The organism is Acinetobacter sp. WY4 (genome assembly GCF_018438165.1).
In the GTDB taxonomy this organism is placed as follows: Bacteria; Pseudomonadota; Gammaproteobacteria; order Pseudomonadales; family Moraxellaceae; genus Acinetobacter.
Genome location: NZ_CP053947.1, coordinates 1155723 through 1169432, shown reverse-complemented (window position 1 = coordinate 1169432; position 13710 = coordinate 1155723). Strand labels below are relative to the sequence as shown.

At 43.3% G+C, this 13710-nt stretch carries 16 protein-coding genes; 6 read left to right on the top strand and 10 right to left on the bottom strand.

Annotated features, from left to right (window positions below; translation table 11 throughout):
• The first annotated feature begins 36 nt into the window (after positions 1 to 36).
• The 3 genes from cysG (at position 37) to G4D73_RS05520 (ending at position 2538) form a co-directional block, all read left to right on the top strand.
• On the top strand, positions 37 to 1419 hold the full coding sequence (cysG, locus tag G4D73_RS05530) for a siroheme synthase CysG (RefSeq protein WP_213687559.1): 1383 nt from the start codon (positions 37 to 39) through the stop codon (positions 1417 to 1419).
• 70 nt (positions 1420 to 1489) lie between these two features.
• Positions 1490 to 1966 (top strand): tRNA (cytidine(34)-2'-O)-methyltransferase, encoded by a 477-nt coding sequence (locus G4D73_RS05525; RefSeq protein ID WP_005106302.1) that lies wholly within the window; start codon positions 1490 to 1492, stop codon positions 1964 to 1966.
• A gap of 89 nt (positions 1967 to 2055) precedes the next feature.
• Positions 2056 to 2538, top strand: a complete 483-nt coding sequence (locus tag G4D73_RS05520) for a hypothetical protein (protein WP_213687558.1) — start codon at positions 2056 to 2058, stop codon at positions 2536 to 2538.
• A 68-nt stretch (positions 2539 to 2606) separates the two neighbouring features.
• On the opposite strand, the gene G4D73_RS05515 is transcribed toward G4D73_RS05520, so the two are convergent.
• From G4D73_RS05515 to rpoD, 6 genes are all read right to left on the bottom strand, one after another.
• The gene (locus G4D73_RS05515) at positions 2607 to 3998 is read right to left on the bottom strand and encodes an APC family permease (RefSeq protein WP_153566830.1); all 1392 of its coding nucleotides are present in this window, start codon (positions 3996 to 3998) and stop codon (positions 2607 to 2609) included.
• Between the two features lie 267 nt (positions 3999 to 4265).
• Positions 4266 to 5450, bottom strand: coding sequence for an iron-containing alcohol dehydrogenase (locus G4D73_RS05510; protein WP_004280629.1), 1185 nt, complete (start codon positions 5448 to 5450; stop codon positions 4266 to 4268).
• Between the two features lies 1 nt (position 5451).
• On the bottom strand, positions 5452 to 5985 hold the full coding sequence (locus G4D73_RS05505; RefSeq protein WP_004645797.1) for a hypothetical protein: 534 nt from the start codon (positions 5983 to 5985) through the stop codon (positions 5452 to 5454).
• A 74-nt stretch (positions 5986 to 6059) separates the two neighbouring features.
• Complete coding sequence (gene lipB, locus G4D73_RS05500; RefSeq protein ID WP_213687557.1) at positions 6060 to 6719, bottom strand: lipoyl(octanoyl) transferase LipB; 660 nt, start codon at positions 6717 to 6719, stop codon at positions 6060 to 6062.
• Between the two features lie 151 nt (positions 6720 to 6870).
• A complete protein-coding gene (locus G4D73_RS05495; protein ID WP_004280625.1) occupies positions 6871 to 7158 on the bottom strand; it encodes a YbeD family protein in 288 nt (95 codons plus the stop codon).
• Between the two features lie 113 nt (positions 7159 to 7271).
• Positions 7272 to 9158, bottom strand: coding sequence for an RNA polymerase sigma factor RpoD (gene rpoD, locus G4D73_RS05490; RefSeq protein WP_004280624.1), 1887 nt, complete (start codon positions 9156 to 9158; stop codon positions 7272 to 7274).
• Between the two features lie 398 nt (positions 9159 to 9556).
• Here rpoD and G4D73_RS05485 point away from each other — a divergent pair, with 398 nt between their 5' ends.
• Positions 9557 to 9769 (top strand): PA3496 family putative envelope integrity protein, encoded by a 213-nt coding sequence (locus G4D73_RS05485; RefSeq protein ID WP_213687556.1) that lies wholly within the window; start codon positions 9557 to 9559, stop codon positions 9767 to 9769.
• A 72-nt stretch (positions 9770 to 9841) separates the two neighbouring features.
• Positions 9842 to 10366, top strand: a complete 525-nt coding sequence (locus tag G4D73_RS05480) for a YecA family protein (protein ID WP_004280621.1) — start codon at positions 9842 to 9844, stop codon at positions 10364 to 10366.
• A gap of 61 nt (positions 10367 to 10427) precedes the next feature.
• Here the strand turns inward: G4D73_RS05480 and G4D73_RS05475 are convergent, their stop codons facing one another.
• The 4 genes from G4D73_RS05475 to G4D73_RS05460 all read right to left on the bottom strand — a co-directional run bounded on the left by G4D73_RS05475 (position 10428) and on the right by G4D73_RS05460 (position 13012).
• A complete protein-coding gene (locus G4D73_RS05475) occupies positions 10428 to 10862 on the bottom strand; it encodes an ABZJ_00895 family protein (RefSeq protein ID WP_213687555.1) in 435 nt (144 codons plus the stop codon).
• 27 nt (positions 10863 to 10889) lie between these two features.
• A complete protein-coding gene (locus tag G4D73_RS05470) occupies positions 10890 to 11507 on the bottom strand; it encodes a DedA family protein (protein ID WP_004731893.1) in 618 nt (205 codons plus the stop codon).
• A gap of 87 nt (positions 11508 to 11594) precedes the next feature.
• Complete coding sequence (locus G4D73_RS05465; RefSeq protein ID WP_005103989.1) at positions 11595 to 11873, bottom strand: hypothetical protein; 279 nt, start codon at positions 11871 to 11873, stop codon at positions 11595 to 11597.
• A 206-nt stretch (positions 11874 to 12079) separates the two neighbouring features.
• A complete protein-coding gene (locus G4D73_RS05460) occupies positions 12080 to 13012 on the bottom strand; it encodes a rhodanese-related sulfurtransferase (protein WP_004645789.1) in 933 nt (310 codons plus the stop codon).
• 189 nt (positions 13013 to 13201) lie between these two features.
• On the opposite strand from G4D73_RS05460, the gene G4D73_RS05455 reads away from it, so the two are divergent.
• A complete protein-coding gene (locus G4D73_RS05455; protein ID WP_005252584.1) occupies positions 13202 to 13687 on the top strand; it encodes a DUF1289 domain-containing protein in 486 nt (161 codons plus the stop codon).
• The last annotated feature ends 23 nt before the right edge of the window (positions 13688 to 13710 follow it).

Genomic DNA, 13710 nt, shown 5'->3' with positions numbered 1-13710 from the left:
GCATAGACAGTCAGATTTAAAATTTTGAGGTAGTTCGTGGATATTTTTCCAATCTCGTTAAAGTTGCAACAGCAACCTTGTCTGATTGTCGGTGGTGGACATATTGCATACCGTAAAGCACTTTTACTTCAAAAAGCAGGTGCGATTATTCATGTCATTGCGCCTGAAATTGAAGAGAGTCTGCTGCGAATTGTGCAAAATAGCCAAGGACACTATGTGCAGGCAGCTTTTCATCCTGAAGTTGCATTACGTCCATATCGACTGGTAATTGCGGCAACTGACGATGCAGAGACCAATCGTCAGGTCTTTGAACTGTGTGAAGCGGAAAATGTCCTGGTCAATAGCGTCGATGATCCACCGCATTGCCGCTTTATGGTTCCTGCGATTATTGACCGTTCACCGTTAGTTATTTCTGTAGCCAGTAACGGTACTTCACCGGTGCTATCCCGCCAGATTCGTACCCAGCTAGAAACCACTATTCCGCATGGAATGGGCAAGCTGGCTGAGTTTTCAGGAAAATGGCGCAGTGCGGTTAAGGCTAAAATAGTCAATCCGGATGAACGCCGTATTTTCTGGGAAGATTTATATGCCAGTCCGCTAAAAGAACAGGTGTTCAACGACAATATCGCGGAAGCAGATCGCCTGATCGAGCAAGCATTACAAGAGTGGCAAAAGCCAAAAGGTGAAGTCTACTTGGTCGGTGCGGGTCCGGGTGATCCAGAATTGTTGACCTTAAAAGCCTTACGTTTGATGCAGCAAGCCGATGTGGTGATTTACGACCGACTGGTATCTGCACCAATTATGGAGCTATGCCGCCGTGATGCGGAAAAGATCTATGTGGGTAAGGCACGTTCCAATCATGCGGTTCCGCAAGATGGGATTAATGCTTTATTGGTCAAATATGCCAGTGAAGGAAAGCGGGTTTGTCGTCTGAAAGGCGGAGATCCATTTATCTTCGGGCGTGGCGGTGAAGAGATTGAAGAGCTATTTGCTGCTGGGATTACTTTCCAGGTGGTTCCAGGGATTACCGCAGCTTCAGGATGTTCAGCCTATGCCGGTATTCCATTAACCCATCGTGATTATGCGCAAAGTGTGCGTTTCCTGACCGGTCACTTAAAAGAAGGTTCGCCAGAATTGCCTTGGAGTGAGTTGGTCTATGAAAACCAGACCTTAGTGCTTTATATGGGGTTGGTGGGACTGGAGAAAATCTGTGCAGAATTAATCGCTCATGGTCAGCGAGCCGACATGCCAGTGGCCTTGGTTTCTAAAGGTACGACGCCTGAACAGAAAGTTGTAGTAGGAACGCTTGCTGATATTGCATCCAAAGTGTCCGAACATCAGATTCAAGCCCCGACTTTGACCATTATTGGTGAAGTTGTACGCTTACGTGAACAATTGCAATGGCATGAGCGAGGATAAGCAAAGCACTGCTTTGCCCGAGCGCAAGACGAATGTTGTGTCTGAATTAAATATATTGAGTGAGTAAGCTGTGATCCACGTTGTTTTATATGAGCCTGAAATTCCTGCAAATACAGGCAATATTATTCGTCTGTGTGCCAATACCGGAGCACAGTTACATCTGGTCAAGCCGCTGGGTTTTGAGTTGGATGACAAAAAGCTGAAACGTGCCGGTCTGGATTATCACGAATATGCCAATATGCAGATTTGGGAAAACATCGAAGACTGTCTGGCCGATTTGGCAAGCAAAGGCATTGGGCTGGATGCAATCTATCCATTGACCACCAAAGGTTCTGAAACACCGCATACTTCGGATTTAAACCGTCCTGTGGCCTTGTTAATGGGTCCGGAAACTCGTGGTCTGCCTGAACATGTTCGTATGATGTTTCCGCAAAAGCACTGGATTCGTTTACCGATGGCAGAAAACTCCCGAAGTTTGAACTTGTCGAATGCCACTGCAGTAATTGTCTACGAAGCTTGGCGTCAGCAAGGTTTTAAAACGCTTTAAGCTGAAATTTGTGATGATTCTAAAAGCTGCCTTTGGGTGGCTTTTTTATTTTGTGTAACAAATAGATAAACTGCTTTTCACTTCGTTGTATGCTTGAATTTATAACTTTATCAAATATAACAAAAGGTGCAGCTTTGAAGCCTCTAGTAAAACTTGTCATCGTATGTTGTCTTGGAACTGTTGCGGCTTCCGTGAATGCGGAAGAGGGCAGTGCTGCCACATCGGCAACAAAGGAAGTTCAACCCATTACTCAAGCGGAAATACAGCAGGGTTTGCTCAACATGCAAAAACGCTTAGATACGCGTATTGAAAAATGGGGGCAGAGCTTGGATGCAGATGATTTTCAATGGACCTGGCGAGGGCGTAAATTAAAGCCAGCCAAGCGTGAAGAAGTCTGTGACATTTTTCAGGATGTCGTAGATGAAATGTATCAACTGGCTATCAAAAATAGAGCCCGTTTAGGTCCGGAAGAGCAAAAGTTATTGTCTAATCGCAGTCTGTTTATTGAAAAACTAGGTTATGAAAATAATCGGGTTAATACCCAGATGGGTTTTGATTGTTATCTACGTTAGTTAAATCAAAAAATGAAAAACATAAAAAAGGCGCATGAAGCGCCTTTTTTATTTGAATTAGAACGACATTATTTTTCATCAAATTCATTGTGCTGAGGAGCAGGGTGCTTGAAGCCTTTGGTTTTATAACCTAAGTACAAGATACCGCCAAATGCCCAGATCAGACCGTATTTAAGCGAAGCTTCATCGACTTCTAACCACAATGCAAAGACTGAAATGAAGCCAAGTAAAGGAACCACGACAAAGTTCATGATCTCTTTGGCACTCTTGGTACGACCATCACGTAATGCATAACGTGAAATCACCGACAAGTTGACGAAACTGAATGCCGTTAAGGCACCAAAGCTGATCAATGACACCACAAAATCAAGATCCATAAAGCCAGCAGTTAAAGCCACTGCACCAGCGATCAGGATGTTGTATGAAGGTGTGTAGTTTTTCGGACTAATATGACCGAAGATCTTCTTGTTGATTACGCCATCACGACCCATCACGTACATCAGACGAGATACACCCGCATGTGCTGAAATACCAGAAGCCATTACTGTCACAATTGCGAAGTAAAGTACGACTGTTTTAAACGCCACGCCACCGACAGCTTGTAAAATATCAGGCTGTGTTGCAGCGATATCTTCAAAGTAAGTTTTTGGATCATTCGGAAAGAAGATCTGCATGAAGTAAGTGCTGATGATGAAGATGATACCTGCCAACAATGCAGTCAAGAAAATCGCTTTAGGTAAGGTTTTCTCAGTATCTTTGGTTTCTTCAGCAAGAGAACTTAAAGAGTCAAAACCTGTGAATGAGAAACACAGTAAGGTTGCACCGGTAATCAGGGCAGCAACAGAAGTAAACTCATTCCAGAATGGCTCTAAACTCCACAGTTGATACTTTGCATCGACCAGTGTGCCGTCTGCATTCACGCCACCTTCCAGAAGTTGGTAAACCATCCAGGTGAAGTATGCAATGACGCCCAATTGTACGAATACAATCATACTGTTGAAGTTGGCAACAAATCTCGCACCACGAAGGTTAATCGCGGTCATAAATGCTGTTAAACCAATGACCCAAACCCAATGGTTCATGTCTGGGAAAAGTGCTTCCAGATAAATCACCGCCAGAATGATATTGACCATTGGCGATAACAGGTAATCCAGCAAGGATGACCAACCCACCATGAAACCTACGTTCGGGTGGATAGATTTTTGCGCATAGGTATAGGCCGAACCCGAAGAAGGGTAGCGACGAATCATATGACCATAGCTCAAGGAGGTTAACAAAATTGCAATCAGTGCAAAAATGTAAGAGGTAGGAACGTGAAAGTTACTTTCTTCAGATACCAGACCAAATGTATCAAACAAGGTCATGGGTTGAATATAAGCTAAACCAATAATAATGATGTGCCAGAGTCCCAGCGTTTTTTGCAGTTTAGCTGCCGATTGAGTCCCAGAGATATTAGTCAACGGCGTTATCCTCTTAATCGTTGATCAAGGATCAGTCATATTTATAAGGATCGTTTGAGACGAACGATCCCCCCTACAGTTTTCTATAAAAGTCCGCCAATCTACTTGAAAAGAACGGCTTTTGCTAGCTATTTTTTTGACTTTTGTCCTGCATAAAATGTGCCATTCAAAAAAAGAAATCGAATTTTTTCTTATGCAAGATAAAAGCCTGATGTTTAAAAAAACATCAGGCTAGAATTTCGGCTATATTGGCTTATTTTTCAGTAATTACCAAGCCTTTTTTAAGATAGATTTTAAATCTTCCAGGGTGGCTTCTTTCGGGTTATAAATGATGGAACCATCATTCAGGGCTTTCTCTGCCACTTCATCGAGCTGGGCTTCAGAAATCTTACCGGTTTCACGTAATGTGCGCGGTAATTTGGTGAGACTGTAAATGCGGTCACGCATGGTTAGAATCGTTGCAATGGTTTTGTCAGCACGTAGATGCGCTGGCGTTTGTGCATAAATATCGGCACCCGCCAAAGGCAGGAGCAAATCTGCGATTTTATCGCCATTGACCTCTTTATTGTATTCCAGTACATAAGGCAGGAATAAGTTCATGCATAAACCATGCGGCAGGTGTACCACTGCACCCAATGAGTGCCCCAGTGAATGCACAATGCCAACCATCGAGTTGGAAAATGCAATTCCCGCCATGGTCGATGCCTGAGCCAGTTCTAGACGGCCTTGTGCATCGGAAGGATTGTCTAGTACATTAAATAGGTGGGTACTGATCTTCTTGACTGCTGCAGTCGCATAAGCATCCGAAATTGGATTGGCTGCCATGCAGGTATAAGCTTCAACCGCATGAGTCATCGCATCCATTGCGGTCATGGCGGTTAAATGCGGCGGCAAGGTCTGGGTCATGCGGGGATCCAGAATTGCAGCATGCGGCATCAGGTAATAAGAGGCGAACGGCATTTTGACGTTCTTTTCAGTGTCCGACACGACAGCGACCATGGTCACTTCTGAACCTGTACCAGACGTGGTTGGAATCACAAAGAACGGTTTCAGCGGTTTAGGCAGGTTGTGAGCACCTGAATATTTCAGCAGGTCATCACCGCCTTCAGAGACCAGAATATTGGTTGCCTTAGAGGTATCAATGACTGAACCGCCGCCCACGGCAATGATCGCATCACAATGATTTTCGCGATACAGCTTTGCTGCACTGCGTACTGTACCCAAGCTAGAGTCGGGTGGTACATCATCAAAAATCGCTACAATTGCAGCATCCGCCATTTCAAATGCAGCTTCAATCGGTGCCAGCAGATTGTTGGCGCGTACACCTTTGTCGGTAATGATCAGCGGACGTTTGGCCCCCAAAGTCGCAAGTTCAAACGGAATATGTTCTAACGCGGCATGACCGGCAATCACTTTGACCGGACAGAAAAATTCATAATAAGGTTTAGCCATGTTATACACTCCGTTTCAAATAGGATTGAGCGATTTTCAGATAAATGCTGCTCGCTTCGCTTAGTTTTTCTTTTAGGCTCAGATTGCTTGGATATTCTTTCACTGCCAGTTGTGCCACCATTTTCGGCAAAATCAGTGCTTCCATTTTATTCAGGCAGCGTACCAGACGAATGGCATTGGAAATATCGCCATCAGCAATCATGCGGTCATGGGCAAAAGCCTGTGAGGTGCTTTCCTGAAAAGAAAACACCAGAAAGGCATGATGCAGATGTTTAAAGGTAATGATCAAATCAGGTGCTTTTTCCAGATTTTTGACCAGTTCCAGTTGTTTGTCCTCAGTGACCCGCGCCACAAAGGCTGGGCCATGCGGAAAGACTTTCATGGAAAGAGTAAAATTTTCTGGAAAGTGGGCCACTTCCTGTTTGATTTCTTCATCCACCTGACTTGCCATGACCAGACCTCGGCCAATCACATCCATCATGAGTTTGACATAGGCAAGCTGCAAAGCGGGTTTTACGGATTTAGTCGCAATCACGTGATGATCCCTATCTCAATATTATTAGTTTAGAGTAAATACTCTAATTTATTTGGGGTTGAAATGCAAAGGCTTTATCTTTGCTCGACAGTTATTTGCTTAAAGTACCCGCTGTGGCGCAAAGTTTCAATAATTTCAGTGCACAACTGGCTAAACTGGGGTGGTTGTTCGAGCAGGTCACTCATGCGTACCATTTCCAGTCCTGCATAGCCACAAGGATTGATGGTGTTGAATCCGCTCAGATCACAATCCAGATTTAGGGACAAACCATGATAGCTACGGCCTTTGCGAATTTTAAAACCAAGTGAGCCAATTTTGCGTTCAGCAACGTAAACCCCGGGGGCATCCGGTTTGGCATAGGCATTAATGCCATATTTTTTTAGCAATTCGATCATCAGGTTTTCAGTATAAGACACCAGCGTGCGCACATTCCAGCCCAGACGATTCAAGTCAAACATGAAGTAAGCCACCAATTGACCGGGACCATGCCAGGTCACCTGACCACCACGATCGGTCTGAATCACCGGAATATTGCTTGGTATTAAAATATGTTCCGGTTTGCCTGCCTGACCTTGAGTCAGTACATCCTGATGTTGCAAAATCCACAATTGATCCGGGCTATGTTCATCACGGGTTTCCGTAAATGTTTTCATTTCCAGAAAACGATCTTCATAAGGTGTGAGGTCGTGATATTGACGAATGATCAGCTCGGGCTTTTGCAGCACATCAGTCACAGGAAGTGTCCTTGGTAATTATAAAAAACTGGTCATAATTATAATGATTTCGGCATGAAATAGGGGTGAGATCAGCAATATTTCATGGGTATCTTAGCGATGTATAGGCATAAAAAAAACACGCCCGGAAGCGTGTCTTTTGTATTTTCGATTACAGTGCTGTTTTAATTAGCGGGCAAGCGGCCAAATCTGCATATACTGCATGAACCTGTTCCAGTTCCAAAAAGCGCAGTTGTGCGGTAATGGAATGGTATTTTCCAGTACGTGATGGCGTAATACTGACGCTATCACCTTCAAAATCTGGAAAATGTTTTAGAAAAATATCAATGACAGCATGACGCAATTCATCGCCCGCAAGGCCAATCAGTTTAATCGGATAATCCATAGGGAAAACCCAAAGATGTTCTTGAAGTTCACGAGATGGTGTACGGTCTAACATGGTAGTCCCCCTGATTTGAAACGCCTGCAATCATGCAGGCGTTTGGGTTTGTCTTGGCTACTTAAATGGAGACTGATGATCAAATTTCAAGTCTCCAGAATAAGCATCAAATTTTAATCATTCTCAAGGAATGAACGTAAGTGTTCTGAACGTGATGGATGGCGAAGTTTACGCAGCGCTTTCGCTTCAATCTGACGAATACGTTCACGTGTTACGTCAAACTGTTTGCCCACCTCTTCCAAAGTATGGTCAGTCGGCATGTCGATACCAAAACGCATTTTTAGGACTTTGGCTTCACGTTCAGTCAGGTTTTCCAGAACTTCACGTGTTGCTTCTTTCAGGCCTTCAGACGTTGCCGCATCAATTGGTGACGTGATGTTGCTGTCTTCAATGAAGTCACCCAGATGTGAATCTTCATCATCACCGATCGGTGTTTCCATCGAAATTGGTTCTTTGGCGATTTTCAGTACTTTACGTACTTTAACTTCGTCCATTTCCAGACGTTCGCCCAGTTCTTCAGGCGTCGGTTCACGCCCCATTTCCTGTAGAAGCTGACGAGATACACGGTTGATCTTGTTGATCGTTTCAATCATGTGTACCGGAATACGAATGGTACGTGCCTGATCCGCGATCGAACGAGTAATCGCCTGACGAATCCACCAAGTCGCATAAGTCGAGAATTTATAACCACGACGGTATTCAAACTTGTCTACGGCTTTCATCAGACCGATGTTACCTTCCTGAATCAGATCCAGGAATTGCAAGCCACGGTTGGTATATTTCTTCGCAATCGAAATGACCAGACGTAAGTTCGCTTCAACCATTTCTTTCTTGGCACGACGTGCTTTGGCTTCACCGACAGCCATACGTTTGGCAATGTCTTTAATACCTTTTACATCAAGACCAAGCTCTTTCTCGATATCGGCAATTTTTTGCTGGAAGGCCAATACGTCTGGACGTACTTTTTCCAGATAAGCTTTCTGGTCTGCAGGTGTTTTCGCAATCTGCTCATCTAACCAGGCTGGATTCGATTCCTGACCCGGGAAGCTGGTACGGAACTGGGTACGATCCATACGGCCACGACGTACTGCATAGCGCATCACTTCACGTTCTGCACCACGAATCTGGTCATGGGTACCACGAATCATTTCAGAAATGATATCAAATAGACGCGGGGTAAATTTGAACATCATGAATACAGTTGCAAGTGCCTGCAAAGCTTCTTCAGCCTGTTTGCTGTCACGACCATGTTTTTCAATAGTTGCTTTGGTATTCAGCCACGCATTTTCCAGTTCAGTAAAACGCGCTTTAGCAATTTCAGGATCTGGACCAGAATCTGCTTCTGATTCATCATCAGAATCTGCTTCTTCTTCCTCTTCATCATCGTCCAGTTTTACATCTTTGGTCGATTTTTTCGAGTCAGTCTCATCTTCAGCAAGAACCGCTTCTTCTTCTAGAACTTCAGGAATTTCTTCATCTGATTCAGGATCTAAATAACCTGATAAAAGGTCAGCAAGACGGCGTTCACCCGCTTCATAATCTTTGTATTCTTGCAGTACCACTTCTACCGCATTCGGCCAGTAAGCAATCGAGTGCAAAACATCACGAATACCTTCTTCGATGCGTTTTGCGATGCTGATTTCGCCTTCACGAGTCAGAAGTTCTACTGTACCCATCTCACGCATATACATACGTACAGGGTCAGTGGTACGACCTGGCTCGTTTTCTACCGAGGCAAGTACGGCTGCAGCTTCTTCTTCTGCAACTTCATCCGCCGCTTCTGCAGTATCTTCGAACATCGTATCATCAGATTCAGGCGCGCGATCATGTACCGGAATACCGACATCATTCAGCATCTGAATGATGTCTTCAATCTGCTCGCTTTCTGTGATGGAGTCCGGCAGATGATCGTTAACCTCAGCGAAGGTTAAATAACCTTGTTCTTTGCCTCGGCTAATCAGAGCCGCTACTTGAGAAGTAGGGGAAGTCATATCGCTCATCTTTTGCTTACTCTTCGTTGAATCTGTGGCAGTAAAAAACCGTACAATGCTGCACGATTTAAGCTCGTTAAATTTAGTGAATAGCCTACATATTTCATCAGGGAATTCAGCATGAAAGCTGTCTGATAAAATATTTAAAATGAAATTCAGTAATTTAAGATGGGGGTGAATTTGTTGTTTTCAAGTTCATCCCATGCGTGTCTGTTTATGACTCAAAAAGGAGAATCAAAAAACATAAGGACGCAGGGTGGATTATATCATGGCACACAATTGAGACAGAAAAAACCCCTAATTACAAATTAAAAATACGAAAATCCAAATAAAACTTGACTTGTTATTTTAGGCACGATAAATAGCGCTTAAATCCTTTTACATTTTTCACTCATGAGGAAGTTTTAGTGTCTTCTACAGATTTTGAACTAGATGATAACTTCGGTGAAGATGATGTTAATTTCGATGAGGCTTCTAGCAAGCTCAGTGCTAAAGAGTCGTTGGAAAAACGTCGTCTGATCGATGATCTACTGACCCAACGTCGTTTAGAGCGCGAACTCAAAGATTTTGACTATGACTTCGACGATGACGATGACGACGATTTTGATGACGAAGATTAACGAATTCGGATTTAGCATAGTCTGGAATAAATGCTATGCTAAACCTTTCGGTTTTCTAAGTTTGGATGTTAGATGAGTGCTTTAGATTTAGACCTGTTGAGTGAATATCTAGATGGTGACCAAAATGAACATGGTCTAGATTTCGCGGCAACCCATGGTTTCTTATGTGCTATTGCAGTAGGCCCAAAATTCGACAAATGGTTAGACGAACTTTTTGATAGTAATCAAAAGAAAGTGCCTGCAGAAATCATCACTCAGGTGCAAGCATGGTTAGAGTCTATTCGTCAAAGCTTAGCCAATGAAGAAGGGATTACGTTCCCGTTTGAAATTGAAGAAGCAGACACTGAATCAAGCCTGGGTGACTGGAGTGTGGGCTTTGTAGATGCCATGTTCCTGAACGAAGACGCTTGGTTTACTGAAGAATTTGAAGAGCAACTGGTGGATTTAACTCTGCCAATCATGGTCTTTAGTGGCATTGATGATGAAGATCCACAAATGGAAACTTTCCGTCGCAATGGTCAGTTAATGGATGAACTTGCAGAAGAAATTCCAGAAAACTTAAATGAATTGTATCTGATGTATCACACTCCAGAATAATTCATAAAAAAAGCACCGCAGGGTGCTTTTTTTAGCTTTGGCCTTTTTGCATCTTTGAGATCTACTCGACCCTATTTTCTTTCAATCCTGTACGCTTGGCCAGACTATAGCGTGCATAAGCATTGTAGGCGATATGAAACAGCAAGGCATGTAAGGCAATGCTTGCAGCCACCAGGAATGAATTTGTTCCTCTTCCTGTATAGGTGATGGTTCTATAAATCTCATCTGTCTGCGGGTTCATCCAGATGACCACAACTAAAAAGATAAACCCGAATGTCATGGCAATAATAGTGGAGCCCCAGACCAGTTTGCTTTTCTCTTGCTGAGTCGGCAAACGAAGTTCTTTCTTAACAAAGTATCGGGCACTGAGAAAGGCAGAAGCAATCAGGGCAGGAATCAGCAGAATGGCGCCCAGATTGAATACATAGATGAATATGCCTACCAATAGAACCAAGGTCAGATAAACGGTGGCAAAATATTTAAGATAATGCGACATCGTTTTAATCTCCTTAAGGGATCTTCCTCAGGATGGACGATTTTTACGCTGCTGTCTACGGTAGAAAATCCAGATAATAATTACCACAACAATGGCAATAATCACATAACTGACTTTACTGAAAATTTGCTGCATCAAATGCTGGTTTTCGCCAAAATAAAATCCGACACACGCCAAAAATGTGGTCCAGATGATGGTTCCAAGTGCGCTATAAAACATAAATTTCCAGAAGGGCATATGACTCATGCCAGCAGGAATGCTGATCAGCGAGCGAACCGCAGGAATCATGCGGCCAAAGAAAACAATCCGGTGACCATAATGCTCAAACCAACTCAATGATTTTTTTACATCTTCTGATTTAATAAATAAATATTTGCCATAACGATCGACAAATTTAAAAATAGAATCATGGTTAAATTTATAGCCAATCCAGTACAGCAAGGCGGCTGCCAGCAGGGAGCCGATACAGCCGGACATGATTACCCCGACGAGTATTAACTCGCCCTGAGAGGCTGAATAGCCCGCGGAAGGCATAATAATTTCGGAAGGGATTGGCGGGAAGACATTATCCAGGAACATGAGCAGAGCAATGCCCCAGTAGCCCAGTTGCTCCATAACGGAAATAATCCATTCGGTCAGATTCATATGATTGGCAAAATAAAAAATACTGCCTGTATCCTAAGCAGTATTTTTTGTGCGGTAAAGTCTTGGAATATAAATGATCAGGCAGAATTAGCTATGCGTCAGGGTATAAATATAAACTTTACGTAAGAAATAGGCCAAACAGATCGGCAAAATACTCAGCAGGATAAAATGCATGATGCTGGTATTGATATGGTAACCAATGAACAGCGCCAAGATTGCGCCAATAATGGTTCCCAAGATAACTACGAACAGATGTGACTGCTGTTCAAGCTCTTCAGAAATTTGATGAAGTCGTTGCAGCTTTATATTTTCTTTTGGTTGAAATTGAACCAGATTGTCTGAATCTCGAGCAAGTGAGCCTGCCATTTTATATTCCTTTTCAATTAAAAATTTCAGTTAATAATGAAAGACTTAGCTTGTAAATTACCGTATCATTAGACTAACAATCTTGTTTGGAAAAAAATGAGGTTCTTGGTAAGGAATTGGTAAGAGTTTTATTGCTGTTGTGATTTTTATGTAAACAAAAAACCCTCCGAAGAGGGTTTTTATATATTTCATTACAAAAGGCCAAATTAGAGGCGTTTGCGTTTTGCTGCTAAAATTTGTGATTGACGCATACGGAAACCTTCTTTTTGTTTCTCCGAGGTTTTGTCAATACAGTACACACAAGAGACACCATGTTCATAACTTGGGAGGGCAACTTCTTCTGGAAGTAAAGGCCAGCCACACGCATGACACTTGGTATTTTGGCCTTCTTCAACACCGTGCGTTACGGCAGTACGACCATCAAACACGAAGCATTCACCTTCCCACATGCTTTCTTCAGCCGGGGTTTCTTCCAGGTATTTCAAAATACCGCCTTTCAGGTGATAAACTTCAGTGAAGCCTTCTTGAAGAAGTAAAGAGGTTGATTTTTCACAACGAATACCACCTGTACAGAACATGGCAATTTTCTTGTCTTTGTGCTGTTCCAGATTATTTTTCACGTATTCAGGGAATTCGCGGAAGCTTTCAGTTTTCGGATCAATCGCGCCTTTGAACGTACCTGCTTTGTATTCGTAATCGTTACGGGTATCAACCAGAATCACGTCATCACGTGCAATCAGTTCGTTCCATTCTTTTGGATCAAGATAGTGACCGACTAAATCACGCGGTTTCACTTCCACGCCTAAAGTCACGATTTCTTTTTTTAATTTAATTTTCATTTTACGGAATGGTTTTTCAGAACTGTCAGATTCTTTGTATTCCATTTCGTTAAAACCTTCATTCAGAAGGAACTGGTGAATTTGATCAATCGATGCACGGTCGCCTGCAACCGTACCGTTAATGCCTTCACCTGCCACAATTAGAGTACCGCAAAGGTTGATGGATTTTACCAGGTCCAGAAGACGTTGCTGAAGATCGGCAGGATCTTGAACTTCTTTGAATTGATAAAGTGCGGCAACAACCCAACCAGTCGTCGCTTGCTGTTCTACAGGTGCAAGCTGTTCTACAGTAGCGTTCATGGAATACTCCAACGTAGCATGATAATTTGAAAGGCGCATATTTTAGCTTGATTCGAGTGAATAAGCGAGTAAAACGCAAGTCTTTTAACAGGCTTCAATTCATGGGAGAGAGCGTGTATAGTCATGCCCGGCCCAGGATTTTGTGCAGTGATGCAGATACTGAAAGTTGCAGTATCTTTGGAGTGTGTTTTGAGTTCAGATCGTCGTATTGCGTCTTTAACCCCATGTGCAGGGCGTTGCTCGACCGTATTTGGTGATGCGGTATGTCGTGGTTGTCGCCGTTTTAATCATGAAGTGATTCACTGGAATACGTATAGTGCTGAGCAGCATCGAGCTGTGTGGCAGCGACTGGATGCACAGCTGGATCAGATTCTGGTGCCATTGTTACCGCATGCCGATCTTGTCAAAGTGCAGGCCTTTGTGCTGTCGAAACGGGTGCGTTTGCGTGATGATGCTTCCAAAGGGCGCAAGTTGTATCATGCTTTAAAGTTGTGTGAAAAAAATCGGCATTTTACCGACGATAGTGGTTTGGGCATCCATTATAAGCAGGTGCGTCCGTTGTGGGATGAGTTTGAGCGCCGGATCTTGGCCTTGGCTACTGCCAGTTATGATCTGGCTTTTCTGCGGGCAGACGGTATCAGTCAGCATCTGATTCATATACAAGAGGAGGACTAAGTCCTCTTTTTTATGCCCATAAA

Coding starts and splice junctions, on each gene's coding strand:
- G4D73_RS05520 (WP_213687558.1), top strand. CDS start 2,056: ATGCTTGAATTTATAACTTTATCAAATATAACAAAAGGTGCAGCTTTG.
- G4D73_RS05510 (WP_004280629.1), bottom strand. CDS start 5,450: ATGGCTAAACCTTATTATGAATTTTTCTGTCCGGTCAAAGTGATTGCC.
- G4D73_RS05495 (WP_004280625.1), bottom strand. CDS start 7,158: ATGTTAGACCGTACACCATCTCGTGAACTTCAAGAACATCTTTGGGTT.
- rpoD (WP_004280624.1), bottom strand. CDS start 9,158: ATGAGCGATATGACTTCCCCTACTTCTCAAGTAGCGGCTCTGATTAGC.
- G4D73_RS05480 (WP_004280621.1), top strand. CDS start 9,842: ATGAGTGCTTTAGATTTAGACCTGTTGAGTGAATATCTAGATGGTGAC.
- G4D73_RS05475 (WP_213687555.1), bottom strand. CDS start 10,862: ATGTCGCATTATCTTAAATATTTTGCCACCGTTTATCTGACCTTGGTT.
- G4D73_RS05470 (WP_004731893.1), bottom strand. CDS start 11,507: ATGAATCTGACCGAATGGATTATTTCCGTTATGGAGCAACTGGGCTAC.
- G4D73_RS05465 (WP_005103989.1), bottom strand. CDS start 11,873: ATGGCAGGCTCACTTGCTCGAGATTCAGACAATCTGGTTCAATTTCAA.
- G4D73_RS05460 (WP_004645789.1), bottom strand. CDS start 13,012: ATGAACGCTACTGTAGAACAGCTTGCACCTGTAGAACAGCAAGCGACG.